The sequence below is a fragment of the Rhizobium beringeri genome (assembly GCF_004306515.1).
Classification (GTDB): Bacteria; Pseudomonadota; Alphaproteobacteria; order Rhizobiales; family Rhizobiaceae; genus Rhizobium; species Rhizobium beringeri.
Genome location: NZ_SILG01000002.1, coordinates 651,921 through 677,998, shown reverse-complemented (window position 1 = coordinate 677,998; position 26,078 = coordinate 651,921). Strand labels below are relative to the sequence as shown.

The 26,078-nt window shown below is 60.0% G+C and carries 24 protein-coding genes and 1 pseudogene; 12 read left to right on the top strand and 13 right to left on the bottom strand.

Going from position 1 to position 26,078, the window contains the following annotated elements; all coding sequences use genetic code 11:
- Nucleotides 1-35: 35 nt before the first annotated feature.
- Both ELH03_RS26800 and ELH03_RS26795 read right to left on the bottom strand, forming a co-directional pair.
- A complete protein-coding gene (locus ELH03_RS26800) occupies nt 36-782 on the bottom strand; it encodes an SDR family NAD(P)-dependent oxidoreductase (protein WP_130806823.1) in 747 nt (248 codons plus the stop codon).
- Nucleotides 783-822: 40 nt separating this feature from the next.
- On the bottom strand, nt 823-1,215 hold the full coding sequence (locus ELH03_RS26795; protein WP_128402159.1) for a DoxX family protein: 393 nt from the start codon (nt 1,213-1,215) through the stop codon (nt 823-825).
- 158 nt (nt 1,216-1,373) lie between these two features.
- On the opposite strand from ELH03_RS26795, the gene ELH03_RS26790 reads away from it, so the two are divergent.
- Entirely contained in the window at nt 1,374-1,754 is a 381-nt protein-coding gene (locus tag ELH03_RS26790) for a winged helix-turn-helix transcriptional regulator (RefSeq protein ID WP_105008943.1), read from the top strand.
- A gap of 66 nt (nt 1,755-1,820) precedes the next feature.
- On the opposite strand, the gene ELH03_RS26785 is transcribed toward ELH03_RS26790, so the two are convergent.
- Nucleotides 1,821-2,315, bottom strand: coding sequence for an Lrp/AsnC family transcriptional regulator (locus tag ELH03_RS26785; protein ID WP_128402158.1), 495 nt, complete (start codon nt 2,313-2,315; stop codon nt 1,821-1,823).
- Between the two features lie 151 nt (nt 2,316-2,466).
- Here ELH03_RS26785 and ELH03_RS26780 point away from each other — a divergent pair, with 151 nt between their 5' ends.
- Nucleotides 2,467-2,673, top strand: a complete 207-nt coding sequence (locus tag ELH03_RS26780) for a hypothetical protein (RefSeq protein ID WP_128409765.1) — start codon at nt 2,467-2,469, stop codon at nt 2,671-2,673.
- Nucleotides 2,674-2,701: 28 nt separating this feature from the next.
- Complete coding sequence (gene putA, locus ELH03_RS26775) at nt 2,702-6,409, top strand: trifunctional transcriptional regulator/proline dehydrogenase/L-glutamate gamma-semialdehyde dehydrogenase (RefSeq protein ID WP_130766937.1); 3,708 nt, start codon at nt 2,702-2,704, stop codon at nt 6,407-6,409.
- Nucleotides 6,410-6,567: 158 nt separating this feature from the next.
- Here the strand turns inward: putA and ELH03_RS26770 are convergent, their stop codons facing one another.
- From ELH03_RS26770 to ELH03_RS26755, 4 genes are all read right to left on the bottom strand, one after another.
- On the bottom strand, nt 6,568-7,767 hold the full coding sequence (locus ELH03_RS26770; RefSeq protein ID WP_130766936.1) for a mandelate racemase/muconate lactonizing enzyme family protein: 1,200 nt from the start codon (nt 7,765-7,767) through the stop codon (nt 6,568-6,570).
- A gap of 17 nt (nt 7,768-7,784) precedes the next feature.
- Entirely contained in the window at nt 7,785-9,146 is a 1,362-nt protein-coding gene (locus ELH03_RS26765; RefSeq protein ID WP_128409763.1) for a mandelate racemase/muconate lactonizing enzyme family protein, read from the bottom strand.
- Between the two features lie 68 nt (nt 9,147-9,214).
- Nucleotides 9,215-10,381 carry a mandelate racemase/muconate lactonizing enzyme family protein gene (locus tag ELH03_RS26760; RefSeq protein ID WP_128402154.1) on the bottom strand — a complete coding sequence of 389 codons (1,167 nt, stop codon included), beginning with the start codon at nt 10,379-10,381 and terminating at the stop codon, nt 9,215-9,217.
- A gap of 53 nt (nt 10,382-10,434) precedes the next feature.
- Nucleotides 10,435-11,145 carry a GntR family transcriptional regulator gene (locus tag ELH03_RS26755; RefSeq protein WP_018246003.1) on the bottom strand — a complete coding sequence of 237 codons (711 nt, stop codon included), beginning with the start codon at nt 11,143-11,145 and terminating at the stop codon, nt 10,435-10,437.
- 211 nt (nt 11,146-11,356) lie between these two features.
- Here ELH03_RS26755 and ELH03_RS26750 point away from each other — a divergent pair, with 211 nt between their 5' ends.
- The 7 genes and pseudogenes from ELH03_RS26750 to ELH03_RS38090 all read left to right on the top strand — a co-directional run.
- The gene (locus tag ELH03_RS26750) at nt 11,357-12,835 is read left to right on the top strand and encodes an ABC transporter substrate-binding protein (RefSeq protein WP_128402152.1); all 1,479 of its coding nucleotides are present in this window, start codon (nt 11,357-11,359) and stop codon (nt 12,833-12,835) included.
- Between the two features lie 75 nt (nt 12,836-12,910).
- Nucleotides 12,911-13,870, top strand: a complete 960-nt coding sequence (locus ELH03_RS26745; RefSeq protein WP_128402151.1) for a carbohydrate ABC transporter permease — start codon at nt 12,911-12,913, stop codon at nt 13,868-13,870.
- Nucleotides 13,867-14,757, top strand: a complete 891-nt coding sequence (locus ELH03_RS26740) for a carbohydrate ABC transporter permease (protein WP_128402150.1) — start codon at nt 13,867-13,869, stop codon at nt 14,755-14,757. The genes ELH03_RS26745 and ELH03_RS26740 overlap by 4 nt, the downstream gene beginning before the upstream one ends.
- Before the next feature lie 10 nt (nt 14,758-14,767).
- On the top strand, nt 14,768-15,865 hold the full coding sequence (locus ELH03_RS26735) for an ABC transporter ATP-binding protein (RefSeq protein WP_128402149.1): 1,098 nt from the start codon (nt 14,768-14,770) through the stop codon (nt 15,863-15,865).
- Nucleotides 15,866-15,898: 33 nt separating this feature from the next.
- The gene (locus tag ELH03_RS26730; protein WP_130766935.1) at nt 15,899-17,062 is read left to right on the top strand and encodes a mandelate racemase/muconate lactonizing enzyme family protein; all 1,164 of its coding nucleotides are present in this window, start codon (nt 15,899-15,901) and stop codon (nt 17,060-17,062) included.
- A gap of 20 nt (nt 17,063-17,082) precedes the next feature.
- Nucleotides 17,083-17,832 (top strand): ribonuclease activity regulator RraA, encoded by a 750-nt coding sequence (locus tag ELH03_RS26725; protein WP_130766934.1) that lies wholly within the window; start codon nt 17,083-17,085, stop codon nt 17,830-17,832.
- A gap of 3 nt (nt 17,833-17,835) precedes the next feature.
- Nucleotides 17,836-17,946: pseudogene (locus ELH03_RS38090) on the top strand (sugar ABC transporter ATP-binding protein); the annotation flags it as partial.
- 355 nt (nt 17,947-18,301) lie between these two features.
- Here ELH03_RS38090 and ELH03_RS26715 read toward each other — a convergent pair.
- Nucleotides 18,302-19,135 carry a helix-turn-helix domain-containing protein gene (locus tag ELH03_RS26715; RefSeq protein ID WP_128402186.1) on the bottom strand — a complete coding sequence of 278 codons (834 nt, stop codon included), beginning with the start codon at nt 19,133-19,135 and terminating at the stop codon, nt 18,302-18,304.
- 304 nt (nt 19,136-19,439) lie between these two features.
- Here ELH03_RS26715 and ELH03_RS26710 point away from each other — a divergent pair, with 304 nt between their 5' ends.
- Nucleotides 19,440-20,333 (top strand): helix-turn-helix transcriptional regulator, encoded by an 894-nt coding sequence (locus tag ELH03_RS26710; protein ID WP_130766964.1) that lies wholly within the window; start codon nt 19,440-19,442, stop codon nt 20,331-20,333.
- Nucleotides 20,334-20,467: 134 nt separating this feature from the next.
- Here the strand turns inward: ELH03_RS26710 and ELH03_RS26705 are convergent, their stop codons facing one another.
- A complete protein-coding gene (locus ELH03_RS26705) occupies nt 20,468-21,304 on the bottom strand; it encodes an alpha/beta fold hydrolase (protein WP_233943426.1) in 837 nt (278 codons plus the stop codon).
- Nucleotides 21,305-21,332: 28 nt separating this feature from the next.
- Between ELH03_RS26705 and ELH03_RS38085 the strand changes: the two genes are divergently transcribed.
- Nucleotides 21,333-21,485: a hypothetical protein gene (locus ELH03_RS38085; RefSeq protein ID WP_245462530.1), complete on the top strand. Its 153-nt coding sequence runs from the start codon at nt 21,333-21,335 to the stop codon at nt 21,483-21,485.
- Nucleotides 21,486-21,516: 31 nt separating this feature from the next.
- Here the strand turns inward: ELH03_RS38085 and ELH03_RS26700 are convergent, their stop codons facing one another.
- From ELH03_RS26700 to ELH03_RS26685, 4 genes are all read right to left on the bottom strand, one after another.
- A complete protein-coding gene (locus ELH03_RS26700; protein WP_128402143.1) occupies nt 21,517-23,115 on the bottom strand; it encodes an MFS transporter in 1,599 nt (532 codons plus the stop codon).
- The gene (locus ELH03_RS26695; protein WP_128402142.1) at nt 23,112-23,555 is read right to left on the bottom strand and encodes a DoxX family protein; all 444 of its coding nucleotides are present in this window, start codon (nt 23,553-23,555) and stop codon (nt 23,112-23,114) included. The genes ELH03_RS26700 and ELH03_RS26695 overlap by 4 nt, the downstream gene beginning before the upstream one ends.
- A gap of 200 nt (nt 23,556-23,755) precedes the next feature.
- The gene (locus tag ELH03_RS26690; protein ID WP_128402141.1) at nt 23,756-25,738 is read right to left on the bottom strand and encodes an amidohydrolase; all 1,983 of its coding nucleotides are present in this window, start codon (nt 25,736-25,738) and stop codon (nt 23,756-23,758) included.
- Nucleotides 25,738-26,028 carry a XapX domain-containing protein gene (locus ELH03_RS26685; RefSeq protein ID WP_027686870.1) on the bottom strand — a complete coding sequence of 97 codons (291 nt, stop codon included), beginning with the start codon at nt 26,026-26,028 and terminating at the stop codon, nt 25,738-25,740. Before ELH03_RS26685 ends, ELH03_RS26690 begins: the two co-directional genes overlap by 1 nt.
- Between the last annotated feature and the right edge of the window lie 50 nt (nt 26,029-26,078).

Below are 26,078 nucleotides of genomic sequence, written 5' to 3'. Positions count from 1 at the left end.
TGCGCCCCTTGCCCATCAACGGTTGCCGAGGCCTGTTATCGAGCGCTGTCGATGATCGCGCCGCCGTCGGGGGTAAGGCTGTATCCCGTAATGAATTGGGAATCCTTGCTGGCCAGGAACAGCACCACCGGGGCAATGTCGTCTTCCGGCGAGCCAAAACGAGCGAGCGCGTTCGTCGGGGGAGGAACATCCTTTTCCGCGGCGCCCCAGGTGTTCGCGACCGGCAGAACGTTGTTCACGGTGATCCTGTCGGCACCCCATTCGCGTGCCGCCGTGCGAGTCAGCGCGCGCACCGCCTCCTTGGCCATGTTGTACGGACCGTAACCAGCCAACCCGATGATGCCGGCCATCGAACCGAAGTTGATGATCCGCCCTTCTCCGCCTTCTCTAAGGTGAGGATAACAAGCCTGCATGAAGCGCAGATACGCGATCGGCCCGGTGTCGAAGTTCCGTTGCATTTGCTCTACCGAAAGGTCGATGACCGAAGACAAGACCGCAGAACCATCGAAAGCATTGTTCACGAGAATGTCGATGCGGCCGTATGCGGCGACAACCTTGTCCACCGCGGCGGTGATCTGATCGGCTTCACCGACGTCGCAGACGACGCCGAGTGCTGCGCCGCCCGCTTCGACGATATCCGCGACAACGTGTTCGACGCCTTCGGATGTCCGCGAAAGAACTGCGACCTTCGCGCCTTCAGCCGCAAACAGCTTTGCGGTGGCGCGGCCAATGCCGCGGCTTGCGCCGGTGATAACGGCAACTTTTCCATTGAGTCGATCCATGTGTATCTCCATTTGATAAGGCTTGGGATTCATCGAGGCGTCAGTGGGCGGCGGCCTTGATGTAAGGGGAAGGGAGGTCGCGGGCGTCGTTCTGCGTCATGAACGAGGTGATCAGCAGCGCCAGGCCGATCGCCGCTGGCAGAGCGCCGACAGGTTTTCGAACGCCGATATGCGCAAGGCCGGATAGCAGCAGGTGAAAGAAGATGCCGGCATAGGCGAGATCGCTGAGCGGGACGCTGACGCGCGAAAGGATCGCGACCGGGCCGAGGACCTTAACAATGATCATGAACGGAACGAGGTTGTTCGCGCTATATCCGAGTTCCGTCAGCGCCTCGCGAACCCACGGTCCCTTTGTGGCATACATGTAGGCTGAGGCGAGGTAGAGCACGGATAGAAGTGCCGTGCTGGTCCAGTATCCGTAAAATTCAAGCATAAGTTCATCCCTGTCGCTGCCCACGCAGCAACATTCCTCTCGTCGGGTCTGTCGGTTTCTATGTGAGAGGCGCTTCTTTTACTGCGCCCCTGATGCATGGATGGAAAATGTCGTCTAAGGTTTATCTTTGCAAGTAGGATGAATTACTTGCAGTTAGTATGGAAAACCAGACCATGGCCGATGGCGAAATCAATATGCATGAGGAGATGCGTCGCGCGTTCGCGCTGCTCTCCGGCAAATGGAAGCTGGAAATCATGTGGCTGCTACATCAGCGGGTCTACCGGTTTGGCGAACTGAGAAAGGCTATTCCCGGCATCACCCAACACATGCTGACGGTGCAACTCCGCGAGCTCGAAGCAGACGGGCTCGTGTCCCGCACCATCTTTGCGGAGGTTCCTCCGCGCGTCGAATATGAGATCACGCAAAAAGCGCGGGGCCTCGGCCCCACCATGGAGGCTTTGACGGCATGGTGGAATGAGTACGGCAAAAGCGTGCCGGTGAAACCGAGCGCACGCGGTCGGAAAGCGAGAGATGGCTGAACTGGCTGTGGGTGGATTGCTACGGCAACTCACCGGCAGCTCGTCATAGCCTCCCAGGGATCACATTCACGAAAAACTCGAACCGGACTTGTCCCAGCCTTCCTTGACCGTCTCCATGGCGACATTCGTCGATGTGCTGGCGACGTGAGGCAGCGTCGAGATACGCTCGCCCAGAACCCGACGGTAGCGGCCGATATCGCGGGTGCGGATTTTTAAGAGATAATCGAACCTGCCTGCAATCATATGGCACTCTTCGACTTCCCCAATCTTCTTGATGGCATCGTTGAAGCTTTTCAGCGCATGCTCGCGGGTATCGGAGAGTTTCACTTCGACGAAAGCAATGTGGTCGAGCTGCATTTTCGACGGATTAAGGATGGCCTTGAAGCCTTCGATGTATCCTTCGCTGATCAGCCTTTTGAAGCGGATCTGGCATGGCGTCTTCGACAATCCGACACGCGTAGCCAGATCGGTGATCGACAGCCTTCCGTCCTCGGCGAGTGCGGCGAGGATTTTTTTATCGAACTGGTCCAATTCACTAAGGATGTCAGTTTCTGTGGCCATTTGAACTCTCGATGACGCATTAATAAGTTCATACGGCCTAGAAACTGTAAAAATCAAGTGAGATCGCGATTTATGGCTGTGATAGATTAGGTGCCGGGTGAAAGAGCGCTGTGATCGGTATCGGCGTCGACCTCAAAACGGGGGATCATACATGCATAACAACGAAGCGGATGATGACCAAAAACCCGACCTGCTCGTTCACTACCGGCCGGTGGCAATAAGGGCCGTGGCGGCGGCACTCACCCTCAAGCGCGACAAGCCGAATGCGCGCCCGCTTCGCGAGACCGAATATTCCGGCCCCGCTTTCACGGATGATGCGCTCTGGGACGATGAGCCCGCTGTTCCATTTATCCGCTAGACCAAACATCGATTGAATAGGGACTCCCATGTTGAACGCAGCGCCCCCCTCCACGCCCTCCCATGATCCCGTCGACGGCGCGCCGTTCTCCGGCTTTGCTCCACCGATCCGACCGCAATCCGAACTTCGCCAGGCCATCACGGCAGCCTATCGCCGACCGGAAACCGAATGCCTGCCGCCGCTCGTTGCCGCAGCGCGTGTCTCCGAGGCAAAACGCTATGACATTCGCAGTACGGCCCGCAGCCTGATCGAGGCGTTGCGCGCCAAGCACAAGGGGACCGGTGTCGAAGGGCTGGTGCAGGAATACTCGCTCTCCAGCCAGGAAGGCGTGGCGCTCATGTGCCTCGCCGAAGCGCTGCTGCGTATTCCCGATACCGAAACCCGGGACGCGCTGATCCGCGACAAGATTGCCGAGGGCAACTGGACCTCACATATCGGCGGCGGAAAATCCATGTTCGTCAACGCCGCCACCTGGGGTCTCGTCGTCACCGGCAAGCTGACCTCGACGGTCAACGACCGGAGCCTGTCGGCAGCGCTGACGCGGCTGATCGCGCGCGCCGGCGAGCCGGTCATCCGTCGCGGCGTCGATATGGCGATGCGCATGATGGGCGAGCAGTTCGTCACCGGCGAAACGATTGCAGAGGCGCTGAAGCGCGCCCGGCCGCTGGAAGCGCGCGGCTTCCGCTATTCTTACGACATGCTGGGCGAGGCGGCCACGACGGGCGCCGATGCCGAGCGTTATTACCGGGATTACGAAAAGGCGATCCACGCCATCGGCAAGGCGTCGGACGGGCGCGGCATCTATGACGGCCCGGGCATATCGATCAAGCTTTCGGCCCTGCATCCGCGCTACAGCAGGTCGCAGGCTGGCCGGGTGATGGGTGAGCTGCTGCCGAAGGTCAAGGCGCTGGCCGTTCTCGCCAAGACCTATGATATCGGCCTCAATATCGACGCGGAGGAGGCGGATCGGCTGGAGCTTTCGCTTGATCTCCTCGAGGAGCTTTGCTTTGCCCCGGAGCTGACCGGATGGAACGGGCTGGGCTTCGTCGTGCAGGCCTATGGCAAGCGCTGCCCCTTCGTCCTTGACTACATCATCGATCTCGCGCGCCGTTCCGGGCGCCGGGTCATGGTCCGTCTCGTCAAGGGCGCCTATTGGGATGCAGAGATCAAGCGCGCCCAGCTTGATGGTCTCGACGACTATCCGGTCTATACCCGCAAGATCTACACCGATGTCGCCTACGTCGCCTGCGCGCGCAAGCTGCTCGATGCTCCGGATGCGGTCTTCCCACAATTTGCAACCCACAACGCGCAGACGCTCGCGACGATCTATCGTCTGGCGGGTCCTGATTTCGCTGTCGGCAAATACGAGTTCCAATGCCTGCATGGCATGGGCGAACCTCTCTACGACGAGGTCGTCGGAAAGGAAAGACTGAACCGGCCCTGCCGCATCTATGCGCCTGTGGGAACACATGAGACGCTGCTCGCCTATCTGGTGCGACGCCTTCTGGAAAATGGTGCCAATTCCTCCTTCGTGCACCGCATCTCCGATCCGAATGTCTCGGTCGAGGCCCTGATCGCCGATCCCGCCGAAATCGTCGCAGCCATGCCTGTCGTTGGCGCGCCCCATGCGCAGATCGCCTCGCCGAAGGCTCTTTACGGCAATGCCCGGGCCAATTCCGATGGTCTCGATCTTTCGAACGAGGCCACCCTTTCGGATTTGGCTGAGGCGCTCGCCTCCACGGCTGCTGCCCCGTGGCACGCACTTCCCATCCTTGCCGACGGCTCTGCGGATGGGGTGACGCGGGAGGTTCTCAATCCTGCCGATCACCGGGATGTTGTCGGCACGGTGACCGAAGTGAAGGTCGAGGAGGCCGCGCGCATCGTTCACATGGCGGCGGAGCATGCGCCACAATGGGCTGCCGTGCCGCCGGCCGAGCGTGCCGCCTGCCTGGAGCGGGCGGCCGACATCATGCAGGCCCGCATCAAGACGCTGATGGGCATCGTCATGCGCGAGGCCGGCAAATCCGCGGCCAATGCCGTCGGCGAGGTGCGTGAGGCCATCGACTTCCTGCGCTACTATGCCGAACAGGCTCGCAAGACCCTCGGCCCCTCGCATGCACCGCTCGGCCCGGTCGTCTGCATCAGCCCGTGGAATTTCCCGCTGGCGATTTTCACCGGACAGGTCGCCGCAGCCTTGGTGGCCGGCAATCCCGTGCTTGCAAAACCTGCCGGCGTCACGCCGATCATCGCTTCGGAAAGCGTGAAGATCCTCCACGAGGCGGGTGTGCCCGTTGGTGCCTTGCAGTTCGTGCCCGGCAGCGGCCGCCTTGGGGCCGGCATGGTCGGGGCGGAGGAGACGGCAGGCGTCATGTTTACCGGGTCGACCGAAGTTGCCCGCATGATCCAGGCGCAGCTGGCGGAACGGCTGTCGGCGAGCGGCAGGCCGATTCCGCTGATCGCTGAAACAGGCGGTCAGAACGGCATGATCGTCGACTCCTCGGCATTGGCCGAGCAGGTGGTGGCCGACGTCATTGCCTCTGCTTTCGATAGCGCCGGTCAGCGCTGCTCGGCGCTCAGGGTTCTCTGCCTTCAGGACGATGTCGCCGACAGGACCCTCAACATGCTGAAGGGCGCCTTCCGTGAACTGACGATCGGTCGTACCGATCGGCTGAGCATCGATGTCGGCCCTGTCATCAACGATAGCGCAAAGGCGGAGATCGACCAGCATATCGAGAAGATGCGTGGTGCCGGTTGCGCGGTAGATCAACTGCGGCTGCCGGAAAGTGCGGCGGCGGGGACGTTCGTTCCGCCGACGATCATCGAAATCAAGTCGCTGGCGGACCTAACGAGGGAGGTCTTCGGACCGGTGCTGCATGTCATCCGTTTCAGGCGAAACGGGCTCGACCGTCTGATCGACGACATCAACGCATCGGGTTATGGTCTGACATTCGGGCTTCACACCCGGCTTGATGAAACGATCGCGCATGTGACCAGCCGCATCAAGGCTGGAAACCTCTACGTCAACCGGAATATCATCGGCGCCGTCGTTGGCGTGCAGCCTTTCGGCGGCCGCGGTTTGTCGGGAACGGGTCCGAAGGCCGGCGGTCCGCTCTATATCGGCCGGCTGGTGCAGCGTGCGCCTGTGCCGCCGCAGCAGGATTCCGTTCATACGGACCTTGCCCTTCGTGACTACATTGTCTGGCTCGATAAGAAGGGCCTGTCGGGCGAGGGGGAAGTGGCGCGTGGATATGCGAGCCGTTCGGCGCTCGGGCTCGAACGTGAGCTCACCGGTCCGGTCGGGGAGCTCAATCTCTATGCGCTCCATCCCCGCGGCCGTATTCTCGTCGTGCCGCAGACGGAAGGCGGGCTTCATCGCCAGATCGCCGCAGCCCTGTCGACCGGCAACCACATCGTCGTGGACGCAGGTTCCCTATCGAAGTCAGTCCTGGCGGATCTTCCGGCGGCTGTCGCCAGCCGGATTTCCTGGACATCGGATTGGGAAAAGGACGGACCGTTCTCAGGCGCCCTCGTCGAAGGCGATCGTGACAGGGTTCTGGCCGTCAATCAGAAGATCGCTCACTTGCCCGGCCCGCTTCTGCTGGTCCAGGCCGCGACGACCGAGGAATTGGCGAGCGATCCCGAGGCCTATTGCCTGAATTGGCTGCTGGAGGAGGTGTCGACGTCGATCAACACCGCGGCTGCCGGCGGCAATGCAAGCCTCATGGCCATCGGCTGAGTAACAGGACGAGGGCGCAGAAAATGCGCCCTCGAAACTCCAGACGGAAAAGAGGGCCTCTTCCCATACCGGCGGGCCTTTCTGAGCGCCGCATGACCCGAAGCGTGTCATTCCCGTCATTTGCGTAGACGATTCACGTCAAGCAGGTGGAGGGAGGTTCAGTCGAAGAAGCCCGCATCCTCTTCCCTGAGATATCTCCTGGCCGCTTCGGCATCGATATCGAGGCCCAGCCCCGGCGCTTCCAGTAGGTCGACCATACTGTCCTTCACGATCTGCGGGGGCAAGCCGACTACCAGATCCTCCCACCAGGGGTCGGTGGCGCTCGGATATTCAAATGCGATGTAATTTGCCGGCAAGGTGGCGCAGACATTGATCAACGCGCCGAGGCCTAGCAGGCCGTTGGCAACCCCGTGCGGTGCCATCAGGATCGAGTGCATGTAGGCGTGCTCGGCGACCCATTTGAGTTCGGCAATACCGCCAATATCGGCTGGATCGGGGCCGATGACGCGCACCGCCTGCGTCTCGATCAGTTCCTTGAAATTGTGCCGCAGGTAGATCTGCTCGCCAGTATGGATTGGTGTCGAGGTGGAGATGGTCAGTTCCCGATAGGCCTGCGGATTGACCCACGGCACATAGTCGCCAGTCAGCATGTCCTCGAGCCACATCAAATTGTACTTCTCGACCGCGCGAGCGAACTTGATCGCATCGGGCAGCATCCAGCCCGGGCCGCAGTCGAGCGCCAGGCTGACTTTGTCGCCCAGCACTTCCTTCATCGCGATCACGCAGTCGAGCATGTGATTGAAACCGCGCTCGCTGATCACGCCCTGATCCATGGCGCCGTGATAGCCGGCCTTCTTCTGCGTCGCGCCGTAGTGGAAGCCTTCAATGGTATCCTTCATGTTGGAGTGGAACGAGATCCCTTGCTTGACCATGAAGAAATTCTGCGGCTGCTCCATCATCCATTTGACGTCAGCGGCGTAATCCTCCGGCCGGTCGCCCGTGCGTTTCCGGCGGATCGAGCCGTTGTAGACGCGCACCTTGTCGCGCACCTTGCCGCCGAGCAGTTTATAGGCGGGCACGCCCGCGGCCTTGCCGGCAATATCCCACAGCGCATGCTCGATAGCGCTTACCGCCGCGCCGTACGGCTTGAAAGAGCCGCGTTGGCGGATCTTCAGCATCACTCTCTCGACGTCGGTCGGGTCCTCGCCGATCAGCGCCTCGCGGAAATGCAGCACCCAGGGCTTGAGGTAGGACTTGGTGAATTCGACTTCGCCCAAGCCATGGAGGCCCTCGTCCGTAACGATGCGGACGATCGGGTGTTTGCCGATAACGGCGCAGCGGAGGTCGGTGATCTTCATCTTCGTTCCTTTTCGCCTCAGCTCCAGGTGCGATCCCAGGAATACTCATCGTCCCAGTGATCCGTGGGCTGCCAGATGCCGGTGACACCCGGTTGCAGATGCTGCGAGATCACCTCGTCGACGACGTCGTCAATCCCCAGGCCCGGCTTGTCCGGAACAGTGATAAAGCCGTCCTTCACGAGTGGCTTGGGAAGGCCAGTGACGATATCGTCCCACCAGTCGACATCGACGGAGTGGTATTCGAGCGCCATGAAGTTTTCGGTCGCGGTCGCCACATGTGCCGCGGCCATTGCGGCGATTGGACTTTCTGCCATGTGGATGGCCATGGCGACACCATGGTCCTGCGCCATATCTCCAATCTTCTTGGTCTCGAGGATGCCCCCGCTGGTGAGCAGGTCCGGGTGGATAACCGAGATGCCGCCGCTCTTGAGCAAAGGCCCGAAGGCCTCCTTGAGGTAAATGTCCTCGCCGGTGCAGATCGGAACCGTGGTGGCGTCCTGCAACTGTCGATACTGCTCGGTGTACTGCCACGGGATCACGTCCTCGAGCCAGGCTGGCACGTATTTTTCAATTCGCCTGGCAAGGCGAATGCCGTTTTGCACTGAGATGTGGCCGATGTGGTCGATGGCGAGCGGAATATCCATGCCGATGACCTCACGAACCTCGGCAATGTATTGCTCAAGGAAGTCGAGGCCCTTGTCGGAAAAGTGGAGGCCGGTAAACGGGTGCGGGACGTTATGCAAATCGTACGCAGCGTTGCGGACGCGCCGTTCTTCAATGGTCTTCAGCGGGCCGCGGCCGGGGTGGTCGCGGTACCCTTCAAGTGAGCCGGCAGGAGACACGACCGCACCGGGCACATCCGCGATCTGCATCAGCCCCAGATCCATCTTGAGGAAGGTGAACCCGAGCTCCATGCGTTGCTTGAGGCGCCTCCCGGTCTCGGTGCCGCTCGGCACGGTGGCGTCGGTGTCGCAGTAGACGCGCACTTTCTCCCGAAACCGGCCGCCGAGCATCTGGTAGATGGGGACGCCATAGGCTTTGCCGGCAAGATCCCACAACGCGATTTCGACCGCCGATACGCCGCCGCCTTGCCGGCCGTGCCCGCCGAACTGCTTGATCCGGCGAAACAGGCGGTCGATGTTGCAAGGGTTCTCGCCAAGCAACCGGCTCTTCAACATCAGCGCGTAGGTGGCGCTGGCGCCGTCGCGCACCTCGCCAAGCCCGACGATGCCCTGGTTGGTGTAAATCTTGAGCAGCGCCGAGGTGAAGGGCGCGCCGACAATTTCGGCTACCCGCATGTCGGTGATGCGAAGGTCGGATGGCCTGGAATGCGTGTTCACCCGATTGAGCGCCTCGTCGGCTCCATCTGCCTCTGGCATGATTTGTCCTCGTTCTGGTCGGCGGGGCTCGTCGTCGCGCATGCTGAGGCGACGCAGAGCGTTGCTAGCTAGTCCAGCTCTATCTCGTGGCCCTGAAGGTAGTCGCGGTTCATCTCAACGCCGAGGCCAGGCTTCGGCGTAAGCTTGAGGCTGCCGTTCGAAACATCGAGTGGTGTGTCGATGAGGTGATCGTATTTGCCCAGGTTCCACTCCGACGTTTCGAGTTTGTAGAAGTTAGGAACGGTCATCATCACCTGCGCTCCCGCAACCACGTTGATCGGTCCCGCTGCGTCGTGCGGCGAGACCGGGATGTAGTAGGCTTCGCATAGGGCAGAAATTTTCTTGAGTTCGGTAATGCCGCCGGTCCAGGTGACATCAGGCATGATGTAGTCGGCGAGCTTGTTTTCGAGCACCGGCACGAAATCCCACTTCGTGTGGCCGCGCTCGCCCCACGAGATAGCGGCGCTGACCTTCTCACGGACCTGCTTCAGAGCGTTGAGGCTCTCGGGCGGACAGGGCTCCTCAAACCAGTCGATCTGACCGGCTTCCTCGAGGCTCCGGCAGAGGCGAATGGCGGTGGGAACGTCGAAGCGGCCATGCGCATCGATGAGAATGTCGACATCAGAGCCCGCGGTTTCACGGATCAGAGCCGTGAGTTCGGCGGCTTCGCGCTCGTCCTTGCGGGTCATGCTGCCATCGAGGTAGCCGTCCCGCTGCTCGCGAGACTGTCCATCGGCGGTGCGGCCTTGGTGGGGGAAAGGATCGAACTTGAGCGCAGTGTGGCCGGACTCGACGATGTCTCTAATTTCGCGGACCACAGCCTCCTTGCTGGTAAATTTGGCCTGGTTGGGATGGGTGTAGAGCGCGATTTCATCGCGTACCGGTCCGCCCAACAGCTCGTAAATCGGCTTACCAAGAACTTTGCCTCGGATGTCCCAAAGGGCTATGTCGATGGCGCTTACGCATTCGACTGCGGCGCCGCGACTGCCCATATAGGTGAAGCTGCGGAATATCTTGTGCCACAGATACTCGATACGCGCCGGGTCCTCGCCTGTTACAGCGGCACCGATCTGCCGCAGGATCGTGCAGAGGGCGCGATTGGCGAGCCTTGTCGTGGTGGTGATCTCTCCCCAGCCGCTCACCCCCTCGTTGGTTGTCACTTCGACGAACAGAAACTCTCCCCAATAAGAAGCATCGGATCTGATTAGCCACGGCCGAACGCTGGTGATTTTCATCTCAACTGCCTTTACTGACGTGGTCGGGATAACGATATTCCAGGCTATGTATTCTATCCTGCCCGAGCGGCGTTACGCGCACGCATGTGTTCGAGGATGTGCCGGCCGGAGCCCTCGACATGGCGTGCAATGAGTTCGGCTGCCTCGTTCGCATTTCCCGCTTTTACATGCGCGATGAGCTCACGGTGCTCGCTAAGGATCGCGGCACGCCGGGCGAGCGTGAAGTTGAAACGCCGGCTCACGGCTCGAAGCACTTCGCGATGCTTCCACCAAAGCTCGGCGGCATGGCGGTTGTAGTGCTTTTGGTACATTACGGTGTGAAAGGCGGTGTCCAGCTCGCTGTGCCTCAACGTGTCGGCGAAGTCGTTTTCTTCAATCAGGCCTTGGATGCGTTCGAGTTCAGCAATGTCCTCGACGGTGGCCATATTCACGAACCATCGCGTCAGTGCCGGCTCGATCAAGACTCCGATCTCGTAGATGTCCCGAACAAAATCCTGATCTATGGGCCGCACGCGCGCTCCGCGGTTGGGAACGAGGGTGACAAAGCCTTCGCCCCGCAACAGTTGCAGAGCCTCGCGCACGGGGTTGGTTGAGGTGCCGTGGCGCCGGGCGAGATCGGTGACCACAAGTCGCTCGTTGGCGGCGAGCCGCCCTTCGATGATGTCTTCCCTGATCAGTTGATAAAGCGAGGCGCCCTCGCTGGAGGCCCCGAGAGCGTCGATCCCTTCGGGGGGCTTTGCTTTAAAATCGCTTGTTTCGGCCAAGGCTGTCCCCAATCAATACACACATTGATCTCGTTATCACGCAAGATTGCTATAAACAATGTACGATTTGTCTAGTTGACAGGCAATTCGCGATCTGGAAATGTATAAAAATCTCGAAGGGATACATTGGCTGAAAGCGTCCCGCGGCCGATGAACAAAGACCGTTCGCCTCGATGCAGAGCGGCATGGGAGAGAACCTGGAGGATACCCTATGACGAGGATTTTACTCGGCGGTGCCATCCTGCGCGGCACTGTCTCCACTGCTTTGATGGTATCGCTGATGTCCGCGTCGGCGCTGAGTGCGCCGGTCGACTTGAGCAAGTGGTCGCCGGAATATGTGCGCTCCATTGCCGGCACGCAGGATTTCGACACGGCGGGCGATTGCGGCAAGGTCACCCCGCTCGACTACAAGGGGCGACTGACTTTCTGGTATCAGGGCGTGTTCGAGGGCGACCCCGACCTCCTGCGCCAGTATTACAAGGAGTTCTTCGAGACCTTCCGCAAAACCTATCCAAACATCCAGCTTGAGGAACAAGCCCTCACCTATAACGACCTTCTGGACAAGTTCCGGACCGCGCTCTTGGGCAATGCAGCGCCCATGGCGGTCCGCCTGCAAATCCTGGGTGGAACCGAGTTCGCCTCAAAGGGCTATCTGCAGCCGCTCAAACCCGAGGATGTAGGGTATTCGACCGAGGACTTCTGGCCCGGCGCAATGAAGGCCGTGACCTGGGAGGACGTGACCTACGGCATTCCAACCAACAACGAGACGATGGCGTTCATCTGGAACGCCGACATCTTCAAGCGTGCAGGCCTCGATCCGGACAAGGCTCCGGCAACCTGGGACGACGTCGTCAAGTATTCCAAGCAGATCCACGACAAGCTCGGCATTGCCGGTTACGGCCTCGTGGCTCGCAAGAATGCCGGCAATACGCCGTATCGCTTCATGCCGCAGCTGTGGGCCTATGGCGGCGGCGTCTTCGACGAAGCCACCGCGAGCCCGACCTATAAGCAGGTCGAGCTCAACAGCCCGCAGAGCAAGGCGGCGCTGCAAGCCTCGTACGATATGTATGTTCGCGACAAGTCGGTTCCGGTTTCGGCACTCACCAACCAGCAGGCAGATAACCAGCCCCTCTTCCTCGCTGGCCAGCTCGGCATGATGGTCTCGCACCCGTCCGACTACAACGTCATGCTCGACCTGCAGAAGAAGGCGACGGGCACCGACAAGGACAAGGCGCAGACCGTCATCGACAACATGCGCTACGGTCTGATTCCGACTGGCCCCGATGGCAAGCGTGCCGTCGTGTTTGGCGGCTCGAACATTCACATCCTGAAGCCCGAGTATGTCGAGGGCGGCAAGGTAGACGAGCCGGCTGCAAAGGCTATCATCTGCATGTGGTCTAGCCCCGAATGGTCGCTGAAGATGGCCTACGCCGGCTCGAACCCGGGAAACCTTAACGGCTTCAAGACCAAATGGATGAAGGAGCGTCTGGACAACATCAAGTTCCTTGATGTCACGACCTCGATGCTGCCATACGGCATCCCGTTCCCGGCGCTGCCGCAGTCCCCCGAGATCATGAATATCATCGTCCCGGACATGCTGCAGAATGCCCTGACCGGAGCCATGACCGTCGACCAGGCAGCGGACGACGCGGCCAAGAAGGTAAAAGACCTGATGGACGGCGGACTCTAGTCCAAGCCTGACCACGATCTGACCGGCTGCGCCGAGAGTGCGGCCGGTTGTTCCGAAGAATAAGGGCACGCCACGGTGACGATCTTGATCGGCAAGGCAGAGACTCGCCGAAGACTGCAACCCGATAGGTCCGGCGTGCTGCGAAAGATTTGGGAGCATCGCGCTGACTACGCGTACGTGCTCCCCGCGATCGCCGTGATGCTCATCGTCATAGCCTATCCGATTTACTACACGATCGAGCTGTCGTTCTTTAATACGCCGCCTGGCCTGCAGCTCCGGGACAAGATTTTCATCGGCCTCGGCAACTACACCGCCATCCTCACAAGTCCGGTGTTCTGGAAGGTCACCTCGAACACTCTTATCTGGACACTGGGATCCACTTTCATCTCATTTGTCCTGGGGTTTGCCACCGCGCTGGCGCTCCATCGTGACTTTGTCGGCCGCGGCCTCCTGCGCGCCGTCCTGATCATTCCCTGGGTCATCAGCGCGGTCGCCGCGTCCTATATCTGGAAGTGGATCTACCATTCGGACTTTGGGATCATCGGCGCGGTGCTGGTCGGCCTCGGATTGGCCGACCGACCGCCGAATTTCATCGACAGCGTCAGCACAGTGCTGCCGTCCCTGATCGTCGTCAATATCTGGCGGGAGTTTCCGTTTGCCATGATCATGATGATGGCTGGCCTGCAGACAGTCCCCGACCAGTTGCTGCGCGCCGCAAGAGTCGACGGAGCCAATGCATGGCAGCGGTTCTGGCACGTCACCTTCCCGCATTTGAGAAACGTCTCGACGGTGACGATCCTTCTGCTGGCAGTGGCCAACTTCAATTCTTTCATCATCCCCTGGATCATGACCGGCGGCGGGCCGTCGAACGCATCGCATATCTGGATCACCCACATTTATGAGCTCGCCTTCGGCCGTCAGCGCTGGGGTGTGGCATCGGCCTATTCGGTGCTGCTGTTCCTGTTCCTGATGTTGCTCGGCTACTTCTACGTCCGTGCGCTAAGCGGCAACGAGCGGAAGGATGGGACCGCATGAGCACGATTGCCGAGACTGCTCCTCGAGGCCAGGCCCGTCGCCGTATGCGCATCGACGGATGGCGGTGGGGCGGACGCATCTTCCTCGCGTTCATGCTGCTTTACACCGCCTTGCCGATGATCTGGATGCTGATCACCTCGATCAAGTCCGGCTTCGCGGCCATGCAATTCCCGCCGCAATGGTGGCCTGACCAACCCACCCTTGACAGCTACCAGAAGCTGCTCGATCCGCAAAACAGCGTCGGCCAGGACTTCCTTCGTTTCTTCTGGAACAGCCTTTTCGTCTCCACTGCCACGACCATCCTTTCGGTGATCGTGGCGGTTCCTGCGGCCTACGCGTTTTCGCGCTTCACCTTCCCGGGCCGGAACTTCCTGTTCTTCGCCGTCTTGCTTCGCAATATGTTCCCGGCGGTGATCTTTCTCGTGCCGCTCTTCATCCTGATGCGCGCGATCGGGCTGGTGAACACGCATGGGTCGCTCATTCTCACCTACCTCACATTCGGCCTGCCGCTGGCAATCTGGCTCCTCAAGGGCTTCTACGACAACATCCCGGTGCAGCTCGAGCAGGCGGCGCGCATCGACGGGGCAACGCGGTTCCAGGCATTTATCCTGATCGTGATGCCGCTCTCGGCGCCAGGAATCATCGCCACGGCGATCTATTCCTTCATCGGCGCGTGGAACGAGTACATCTACGCCTACACGTTCCTCTCCAAGAACGACCAGTTGACACTGCCGGTCGGCATCCAGCGCTTCTTCTCGGAAAACACGACGGACTTTCCGGGCCTGATGGCGGCCAGCTTTATGATGAGCGTGCCCGTCGTGGTCCTGTTCCTCGTCCTGCAACGATACTTCGTACGCGCCCTGACAGAAGGCGCAGTCAAGCACTAGGGAGTTGCCGGTGGCCCACGTGGTCCTCAAAGATCTTGTCAAGACCTATGGCAGCTTCAAAGCTGTCAACGATGTTTCGCTGACGGTCAATGACGGCGAATTCGTTGCGCTCGTCGGCCCTTCAGGCTGCGGCAAAACAACAACGCTCAATCTTGTGGCGGGGCTGATCCCCATCACATCGGGCGACATCGTCATCGGGGACCGGGTGGTCAACGACCTCGACCCCAAGGACCGGGACATCGCAATGGTGTTCCAGAACTACGCGCTCTATCCGCAAAAATCGGTCTATAAAAATCTGGCCTTCCCGCTGCAGATGCGCAAACTGCCAAGGGACGAGATCGACAGGAAGGTCAAGGAAGCAGCGCGAGTGCTCGACATGACGCAACTGCTCGAGCGCAAGCCGCGCGAACTTTCGGGCGGGCAACAGCAGCGTGTGGCGCTCGGCCGTGCCCTCGTTCGAGATCCGGCGGTATTCCTGATGGATGAACCACTCTCCAACCTCGACGCGAAGCTGCGCGTGCAGATGCGGTCGGAGATCAAGCGCTTCCACCAGGACCTCAAGGCAACGATCATCTATGTGACGCACGACCAACTCGAAGCCGTGACCATGGCCGACAGGATGGCGGTGATGAACGGCGGCTACCTGCAGCAATACGATTCACCGGCGCAGGTCTTTGCCCATCCGGTGAACATGTTCGTCGCCAGCTTCGTCGGCAGCCCGGCAATGAGCCTTGTTCCGCTGGAGGCATCAACGGCAAGCGGCAATACAGTGTTGACCAGCGCGGAGGGCTGGCGCCTCGAGCTCTCGCCACACAACGCCCAGAAGGTCGCGAGGGCAACCACCAAGAAAGTCGTGCTCGGCGCACGTCACTCGACGATCAGGCTGCACAAGAGTGCGGTGCCAGGAAGCATTCCTGCCAAGGCCTACACGGTGGAGCCGACCGGAGACGTCACCTTCGTACAGGCGTTCCTGTCTGGCGCCATCGTCAACGTCAGCGTGCCGCCGACCATTGCCGTCGCGCCCGACGAGCCGATTTGGCTCGAGTTCGACCAGGAGCGGATGCATCTGTTCGACGGCGAAACAGAAATGGCCCTCAAGGCCAACTGAGACAGAGCCGATGCATCTGGAACGAGGGTGTGGATGACTACGAAGCTTAAAATCACCGCTATCAAGCCCTATCCAGTATGGGTAGGAACGCGCAACCAGATGCTCGTCAAGGTCGAGACCGACAATGGCATCTTCGGATGGGGCGAGAGCGGCTTGAGCGGTCGCGAGAAGGCCGTGGTCGGCGCGATCGAGCACTATCGCGAGTTTCTCATCGGCCACGACGCGATGCAGATTGGTCGGATCTGGCAAGAAGCTTATCGCAGCCAATATTTCGAAGGCGGGCGCGTTCTGCAGGCGGCAATTTCCGCCATCGACATTGCCCTTCATGACATCAAGGGCAAGGCGCTGGGGGTGCCGGCCTACGATCTGTTGGGCGGCAAGCAGCGCGACCGCATTCCTACCTTCGCCTCGACCGGTGACGAGGCCGAGGGCGATGTTGCCATCGAACGCGCCCGCGAACTACGCGCACAGGGGTGGCAGACGATCCGCTTCTTTCCCATCGGGCAAAACAGCAAGGACATCTTTGAGCCGCGCGAATCGATCGGCGCTACAGCAAGCATGCTAAACAAGGCGCGCGAGGCGCTGGGCGACGACGTCGTCCTCGGCATCGACTATCATCATCGGCTGTCGGTGGCAGAGGCGGCGAGCTTCTGTAACAAGCTCGGCCGCGGCGTGCTTGATTTCCTCGAGGAGCCAATACGAGACGAGACACCCGAAGCCTACGAATCCCTGCGCACGATGACCGACATCCCGTTTGCCATCGGCGAGGAATTTGCCAGCAAGTGGCAGTTCCTGCCCTACATTGAGCGCGGCATCCATCAGTTCAACCGGCTCGATGTTTGCAATGTTGGCGGGCTCACCGAAGCGATGAAGGTGGCTGGCTGGAGCGAGGCGCACTATGTGGACCTGATGCCGCACAATCCCCTTGGCCCAGTCTGCACGGCCGCGACCATCCATCTCGCCGCCGCGGTGCCGAATTTCGCTTGGCTCGAGACCAGGGTGCCCGAAACAAAGCTCGGCTTCGACAATTCCGACTTCTTCCCCGTGCAGCCACGGCTCGACGGTCCCGACTATCCGGTCAGCGATCTGCCGGGGCTCGGCGTCGAGGTCAACGAAGAGGCGGTCAAGGCGGAGAGCTTTCGGTTCTGGGAAGCGCCTCACCTGAAGCGCCGCGACGGTTCTGTTACGAACTGGTAGTTCATCCACCGGAGTCTAAAATGACGCATACTCCCGACATTACGCGACCGCCCAAAGATATGATCGACGCACTGAAGGAAATCGGCGCCGCGACGGTTGCCGGCACGCTTGGCCACATGGGCTTCCGCAATCCGCACATGGTCGGTCCCGTGCCGCAGAACCGCGGGAAGTCGATCGTCGGGCCGGCGCTGACGCTCCAGTTCATGCCGCAGCGGCCGGACCTCTTCACCGAGGGAGAATATGCCGATCCAGAGACGCAGTTGCACCGGCACGTGCTCTATCACGCGCAGGAGGGTGATGTGGTCGTGGTCGACGCGCGCGGCGACATGAGCTCGGGCGTCTTTGGCGATATGATGTCGACCTATTTCAAAGGCAGAGGCGGCGCTGGCATCGTCATCGACGGGTGCATGCGCGATCGGCCCAATGTCGAGAAGCTAGATCTCCCACTATGGCTGCGTGGCTGGACTCCCAACTACCATGTGCAGACCAGCATCTATCCCAATGCCGTCAACGTTCCGATTGCCTGCGGCGGTGTCACGGTAATCCCCGGCGACATTATCGTCGCCGACGACGACGGGGTGGTGGTGCTTCCAGTCGCAATGGCCTCGAAGGTAATCGAAGAGTCGGAAAAGCATCACGATTGGGAGGAATTCTCGCGAGTGAAGCTTATGGAGGGCGGGTCGTTGCAGCGCTACTATCCGCTGCATGACGATGCCCGCGGAGAGTACGAAGAGTGGCGCAAAACAAACCGCTCGGAGAACCGAAGTTAGCCTAACCTCTTCGAGGATGGCGTCAGCGACGGCGGCTTCCGGATGGAAGGCGGTGTTTCCCTGCCGCTTCCGCCGCAATTGAGCCAAAGCGCGGCGCGCACCTGCGGCATCCGCCGAAGCCTATTGCCTGAATTGGCTGCTGGAGGAGGTGTCGACGTCGATCAACACCGTCCTTGTGGGGATTGTCGACGGAGGATACATCCTATGGTAGCATTCATGCTTCAAGATCCTCTTGGTCAGCAGAGCATTTTTGACATCAGATCTTGAAAGCATTGGCGGCCATGGTCGCCGTTATTTACCCTCGATGATGAAACAGTCCTGGCATCGGCACGAGCCGACCCTGAAGGCTTACGCGAGAAGTCGACGTCGCGACTATTGACCGATTTCAACCTGGCCCGTCAGTCGGGTCTGAAGTTCGACTTCAATCAAGATCTCCAGTTCGGCGAATCGTCCAACGGGATTGTCTGGATCAGGCGTTACGCCGCCAATTGCCAGGCGTGGTGCCGACGATAGCTGCAAAGACGCGCGTGAAATGGCTTTGATCCGCGAAGCCGCAGGCGATGGCCACTTCGGCGAGCGGAGTATTTGAGGTCCGCAAGAGGTCGCGGGCACGGTCTATTCGCTCACGAAGGACCCATTGATAGGGCGTCATACCGGTCGTCTGACGAAAAGCGCGAATAAAGTAGCCACGTGACAGGTTGCAGACCTGAGCGACGTCGGAAATCGACACGGTGCCATCAAGGTTTTCGAGAAGCAGGCTTTTCGCCAGATCCTCATGCGCCCGCGAAAGGCTACCCGACCTATCGGAGCCTACCATTGGCCGGCCGCCGTAGCGCTGGACTAGGTAGGTGCCGATGGCCGTCGTCATTTGTTCGACGAAAAGCGCGTTGGCTTCGTCTGGCTTTTCGAGCGCCGGGATCAGCGCCCGAGCGAGATTAGCAAGCACAATATCTTTTGATGCGGTTTCAACTGACAGCGACGTTATGCCGGGCATTTCAGCATCATCGGCAATTTTGCCGAGGGACGCTGGCGAAATTTCAAACAACACGAAATCGAAAGGACCGCGGAGATCCGCCTTGTAGGCGTCCGAGAGATCGCGAATATAGATCGAGTTCTCGGTAAAGTCGTGGGTTGTCGCACGATGTTCGTGGAAGATGCGGCGCGTGTGGCCACCGAGCGAGGAAACCCCCACGACGAACCCTCGATCGCTTGCCGGTGTCATGACCTGATCGAGTTCAGTGTTGACTGTCGCCTTCCGAAAGATATCGATGTCTGAACCAAATAGGCTTTGGTTGATCGACAACTGCTTCAACGAGCACCCGAACCCGTCGGTCGAGTTTCCAGTGGAAGATTGCTGGCGGAGGGGGAAAACTTGGACCACGACGCAGTTCTTTCATTTCTAGACACTCGAACACGGGACCTGCCGGCTTTGGTAGCTTTCCCACGCTACGCTTGCCTCACGACAATTTATTAAATCGGCCCCGCGAGGATCCTTTTGTTCAAGATTGCCGTTTGAAACCTGTGTAGGAAACTTTGAAGCGCGGCATCTCGTCGGTACGGCTATACAGTCCCAAGCCAGGATGATCGAGACACATATGAGTGAAGCGTTGACAGTCAGTGAGAGAATTGCGGCGTGTTTTGGGATTAATGCCGTAAGGGCGCTGGCAATCAGGCCTCTTTACGAGGCAAAGCTCGCTGTCGTCCATCTCGATCACTCCTATGACAATAGCGAACACACAATCGTCCTGCCGGCTGATGACGCCTTTCTGGTCATGCTCTATCTCGTCGATGTTGATCATTGCGACGTCCTGCCGGACGGAGCACGGACACCTCTGAAGACCTATTCCAGAGGTTCTATGTGTCTCATCAGTCTGAGGAATGGCGCCGCAATTTGTGTTCGTGGCCGCTTCGAAGCACTCGCGTTTCATATCCCAAGCGCGCTTTTTATCGAGCTCGCGGAGGAAGCAGGCGAGCCGCGTATTGATGATCTCACAACCTGCCGCGGGATTGACGATCAGGTGGTTCGCAACATCGGCGGCGCGCTGATGCCAATGTTCGACATGCCGGACGAGGTCAGGGACACACTGCTTCCTCATATCGGATTAGCATTAAGCGCCCATCTTGCGCATCGTTACGGGCGGTCCCCCATCCAGCACCTTTCGGGCACCGGTCAGTTGTCTCCGCTGCAGGAAAAGCGCATCAAGGCGTACATAGCTGCGAACCTATCGAGCGGCACACCGGTCGATAAGATCGCCGAAGCGTGCGGATTTTCAGTCGATGAGCTCTGTTCCGGATTCTTGAAAACGACCGGGCAGTCTGTTTCGGAATGGATTGCGTCATATCGAATAAGCAGAGCCCAGTCGCAACTGAACAGAACCGGCGAAACCATTGCCCGGATCGCTGAAGAGTGCGGGTTTCCGGACGAAAATGAACTCGTCGCAACCTTCACGAGGGTCGTGGGGGTGCATCCCGCGGCTTGGCGCTCGAGCAACCGACACTGACACAAAACCATCGATCAGCACTGCTGGGCTTTGAGCTCAGCTTCGCTCAGGACTGTCCTGGTGACAGCCAGCTTGGTCGGATTTGTTCGGCCGGATCCGGGTGCAGTGAAGACAGCCACACCCGGACGGTCCAATTAAGCTTGGATGAACGCCAAGAGGTCGGCGTTCAGGACCTCAGCATGCGTTGTCAGCATGCCGTGCGGATAACCCTGATAGACCTTCAGGGTGCCATTCTGCACCAGTTTGACGGAAAGCTTGCCAGCGTTGTCGATGGGCACGACCTGATCGTCGTCGCCGTGCATAACGAGCGTCGGAACGGTGATTGCCTTCAGGTCTTCCGTCTGATCGGTCTCGGAAAAGGCCTTGATCCCATCGTAATGGGCCTTGGCGCTACCCATCATGCCCTGCCGCCACCAATTCTGAATGACGCCTGGATAGACCTTAGCGTCGGGACGGTTGAAGCCGTAGAACGGACCGGTGGGGAAATCGACGAAGAGTTGTGCGCGGTTCTCGGCCACCCCCTTGCGAATGCCGTCGAAGACTTCCATCGGAAGGCCGCCCGGATTTGTCTCGGTCTTGAGCATCAGCGGCGGAACGGCGGAAACCAGAACGGCCTTGGCGACGCGCCCGGAAGGCTGACCATATTTTGCGACATAACGGGCGACTTCGCCGCCGCCAGTCGAGTGGCCGATGTGGACGGCATTCTTCAGATCAAGCGCTTCGACGACGGCAAAGGCGTCGGCAGCGTAGTGGTCCATATCGTGTCCGTCGGAAACCTGTGCCGAACGACCGTGACCACGACGGTCGTGGGCGACGACGCGGTAACCCTTCGACAGAAAGAACAGCATCTGTGCGTCCCAATCGTCCGACGAGAGCGGCCAGCCATGGTGGAAGACGATCGGCTGGGCATCCTTCGGACCCCAATCCTTGTAGAAAATTTCGACGCCGTCCTTGGTGGTGATGTAGCCCATTCTGTTATCTCCTTTGATTGAGGTGGGGGTGGAAGAAATGTTGGCAGCAAATCCGAAAGATGTGGGGAGTGCCATGGCGGCTGCAGTGGCAGCTCCGGAAAGCAATGCGCTGCGGCGGGTGATGGAAGGGAAATTCTCGGTCATTGTCGCGTACCGTGATCCTTTGATGGCTATGATTTGAAGGTAGTGGGGGATGCCGCTCTCCCGCGTTGCTAGGCGGCCCCCGGCCGGTTGATTGTGAGGAAATGCCGGACGACCGGCTTGTCCGTTCCTGAGTGATAGGCGAGGACCTGGCCCTGTAGGTCAGCATCGGCATTTGAAACCCGCTTGTGCTGGCGAAGATGCTCTGCCCAGGATTCGACCATGAACCATTCGACGATCTTTTGCGGATCAGCGGAGTCTTCCGTCACCCCCCATCCGTAGGCGCCGTCCCGGCGCCGCTCGTGGGACATCTCATCCAGCGCATGCAGGAAGGCTGTGCGATGATGTTTTTCGACATGGTATTCGATGAGGATCAGAACAGGTCCGCGGTCGTGGGCGATAGGCTCGGCGACCAATGGTTCTGGCCAGTGATTGGACGGCACCATATCCGCGTCGCCGGCCGGCAGCTTTAAGCGATGCATGATGAAGCCCGCAATGAGCAGTCCAACCGCGCCGATCATCAGCGCTCCCGGCACCCCGGCAGCTTCACCAACGGCACCCCAGCCAAGGCTACCTGCCGTCATCGCACCATTGAAGACGGTGAGATAGACCGCCAGGCCGCGACCGCGGACCCAGTTCGGAAGCACGGCCTGCGCTGCGCCATTCAGCGTGGTCAGGGCGGTGATCCAAGCGCCTCCGAGAAAGAGCAGGACGATAATGGCAACCCATTTTGGCGGCGCGAGCGACAAAGCGCCCATGACGAGTGCTGTGATAACAGCGGCCCCTAGAAGCAGGCCATCGGCATTCAAGCGTTCGCGCAGTTTAGGCATGAGCAATGCGCCGCCGATCGCGCCGGCTCCAACGGCGCCAAGCAGGATACCGTAGAATCCTGCATCACCGCCGAGCAATTCTCGAGCGACGAGCGGCAGGAGTGCCCAGACGGCACTGGCGAAGGCAAAGAAGATCGCCGCGCGCAAAAGTACGACATGCAAGGGCTTGCTGGCCCGGGTGTAACGCAGGCCTGCACGGAACGCGCCGAAGAAGCCTTCAGCCAGCGCATCATTTGCGTTCTTTGGCCGCGGCCACCAGACGAGCGCCGCGATGACGACGAGATAGCTCGCAACATCCGCGCCATAGGTGACGCCCGCGCCGAAGGCAGCAAGGAGAAGCCCCCCGGCGGCCGGCCCGATCGACCGGGCGATATTGATGCCGAGCGAGTTGAGCGCGACGGCACTCTTGACGTCTTCTCTCTTCACCAGTTCCGGCACGATCGCCTGCCAGGTCGGCCCCATCAACGCGGCGCCGACGCCGCCAAGGAAGGTCAGGCCGATCAGTGCACTGACCGAAAGCATGCCGGTGTTTGCCAGGATCATGAGGCTTACGCTGACTGACGCGAGCAAGATCTGCACGGCGATCAGGAACTTGCGACGATCGAGAATGTCGGTGAGTACGCCTGCAGGTATCGCCAGGAGGAAGATCGGCAAGGTTCCGGCCGCCTGCACGAGAGCGACGGCGGCCGGCGAGGCCGATAGATCAGTCATGAGCCAGGAACTGGCGACATCGCGCATAAAGCTGCCGGTATTGCCGAGGACGGTTGCAGCCCAAAGAACTGCGAAGACTGGCTGGGCAAGGGGAGCAAAGCTGCCCCCGGAGGATTTGGTAGTGCTCATTTGCCTGCTCCCTTGGTCAAATCAATTGCCGCGACAATGATGAAAGCGCCAGCAAGCCCGAGATGTTCGAAGAAGGCGTTGGTTGCCATCATGCGGTCCATGCCCGCGGGCAACTCCCAGAAACGAAGGGCGATAAGGGTGGCAAGGAGCGTGAACGCGGCGAGCGCCAGCGCACCTGCCCAGCGAAGGACCCCCGACACCACCATGGCCGAGGCCGCCAATTCGAAGGCGATGACGGCGACTGCGAAGAATGCCGCCGGATGCAGGCCGAAATGGTTCATTTCAGCGACTGCGCTGTTGAAATCAAAGATCTTGGTAATTGGCCCCTGGATATAGGCCGCGCAGAGAGCAAGGAGCGCGATGAACCGTGTTGCCGGTGCAGCGATGATCCGCGCAAGAAGCGAGCCCCTGCGACTAGTGGACGAAAATTGGTCAATCATGTCTGCTCCTGTCGTGTCGTCGATCGAAACAAGCGGCTTTGTTTGCCGTGGATGGGAGCGATATTGGCCAGAAAGATTACCGCCAACAATTGCATCAATTATTTCGATTTAATTGCGATTATCGCAATAAATGATTTGATAGATCGAAGTGGGCAGCGAAGAGCGCTGCCCACTCAATGCGGGCGCGATACCGCGTGGGGTCACACGGCCCAGCAGGCACAACCAAGCGCGCCGAAGAAGCCCTTGAGATCGGCAATCGGCAGCTTTGATGTCCAGGCGCCGGCGTGGTCGTGACCATGGACGTTGCAGGAACTGGCGCAGCCGCAGGTCGAGATCGCGGTGCGACGCAAGGAGTTCATGCCTGCGCCCTGCGGTTCGCCCCATGCCGCATAGCCGCCGAACGTGCGCACGGGAGACCAGTCCGGCATGGCGGGAGGCACGTCGCTCTCGTCGAGTGACTTGAAGTCGCCCGCACCGAAGACGATCTTGCCGCCGACCATGGTCAGATCAGAGGTCAGGAAGGAGATCTCGTCTTCGGCGCAGGTGAAGAAGTCCTTATCCGGCACGACGAGGTCGGCGAACTGGCCCTTTTCGATCCGGCCCTTCTTGCCTTCCTCGTTAGAGAACCAGGTGACCTTCTCAGTCCACATGCGCAGTGCCGTCTCGCGGTCGAGGCAGTTGGCACGTGGATAGAGCTGCATGCCGCCGACGGTCTTGCCCGTGACCATCCAGGAGAGCGAGACCCATGGATTGTAGGAGGCGACGCGGGTCGCATCCGTGCCAGCAGAGACGTTGATGCCCTTATCGAGCATGCGCCTGATCGGCGGTGTCGCTTCTGCAACGCCGTGGCCGTATCGCTCGACAAAATATTCGCCCTGATAGGCCATGCGGTGCTGCGTGGCGATGCCGCCACCGAGCGCTGCGATGCGGTCGATAGAGCGATCGGAAATCGTCTCGGCATGGTCGAAGAACCAGTTCAGGCCTTCGAGCGGGATATCCTTGTTGACCTTCTCGAAGACATCAAGGGAACGCGAGATGGTCTCGTCATAGGTGGCGTGAAGCCGCCAAGGCCAGCGGTTTTCAGCGAGGACGCGAACGACGTCCTCGAGCTCGCCTTCCATCTCCGGCGCCATGTCCGGGCGTGGTTGACGAAAATCCTCAAAGTCAGCGGCCGAGAATACGAGCATTTCGCCAGCGCCGTTGTGTCGGAAGTAATCGTTTCCCTGCTTGTATTTGACCGACTGCGTCCAGTTGAGGAAGTCCTGCTTCTCTTCCTTTGGCTTCTGCGTGAAGAGATTGTAGGCCAGACGTACCGTAAGCTGGTCCTCGTCCGAGAGCTTCTGGATCACCGCATAGTCGTCCGGGTAATTCTGAAATCCGCCGCCGGCATCGATGACGCCGGTGATTCCCAACCGGTTCAGTTCCCTCATGAAGTGGCGGGTGGAATTGACTTGATATTCGAACGGAAGCTTGGGGCCTTTCGACAAAGTCGAATAGAGAATACCGGCATTCGGCTTGGCGAGCAAAAGGCCCGTCGGATTGCCGTTGGCGTCGCGGGTGATCTCGCCGCCTGGAGGGTTCGGCGTGTCCTTGGTATAGCCGACGGCGCGAAGGGCAGCACCGTTGAGAAGTGCGCGGTCATAGAGATGCAGCAGAAAGACTGGCGTATCGGGTGCAACCGCATTGATCTCGTCGATCGTCGGCAGACGCTTCTCGGCGAACTGGTGTTCGGTGAAGCCGCCGACGACACGCACCCATTGCGGAGCGGGCGTGATCGCCACCTGTCGTTTCAGCATGTCCATCGCATCGGCGAGCGACCGCACGCCGTCCCAGCGAAGCTCCATGTTGAAGTTCAGGCCACCGCGCACGACGTGGGTGTGGTTGTCGATCAGACCAGGCAGCACACGCTTGCCCTTGAGATCGACGATCTTCGTATCCGGTCCGGCAAGCACCATGATGTCGCGGTCGGTACCCACGTCCATGAATAGGCCGTCCTTGACGGCGATTGCGGTGGCGTTCGGATTTGCGCGATCAAGCGTCGTGATCAATCCATTGTGAAGAACGATGTCTGCGTACATGGAAGCGGCTCCGGTCTTGTGGGGATCGGCGGCATTGGCCGGTGAAAACAAGTTTGAAAAGGCGAGGCTCGATGCTGCGCCCAGGAATGTGCGGCGCGTCGTCATCAGCTTTTCCCCGATGTTGAATCTTCATGGGGTGGGTTCACCGCCACCACGTTTTTCCCGCCCTTCGGGAGGTGACCGAACATGTGCGGCTTGACCTGATGAAGCCAGGAGACGGCGGCAGGCTCGCGAGCCCAAATGCTCTTTGCCAGTGGCACGAGCTGCTCGCCGACAAGGATGCCGAGCAGCCCGATGAGCGCGACGACAGGCGGGGCAGGCGAGCGGACATTGAGCAGGCTGTAGATCACGCCCACCAGCAGGCCGGCACCGAGTGACAGAAGATAGAGTTTCATGGGGGAACCTCGCGTGGTGAAAGAAAATCACTCCGGCAGGACGCAGCCTG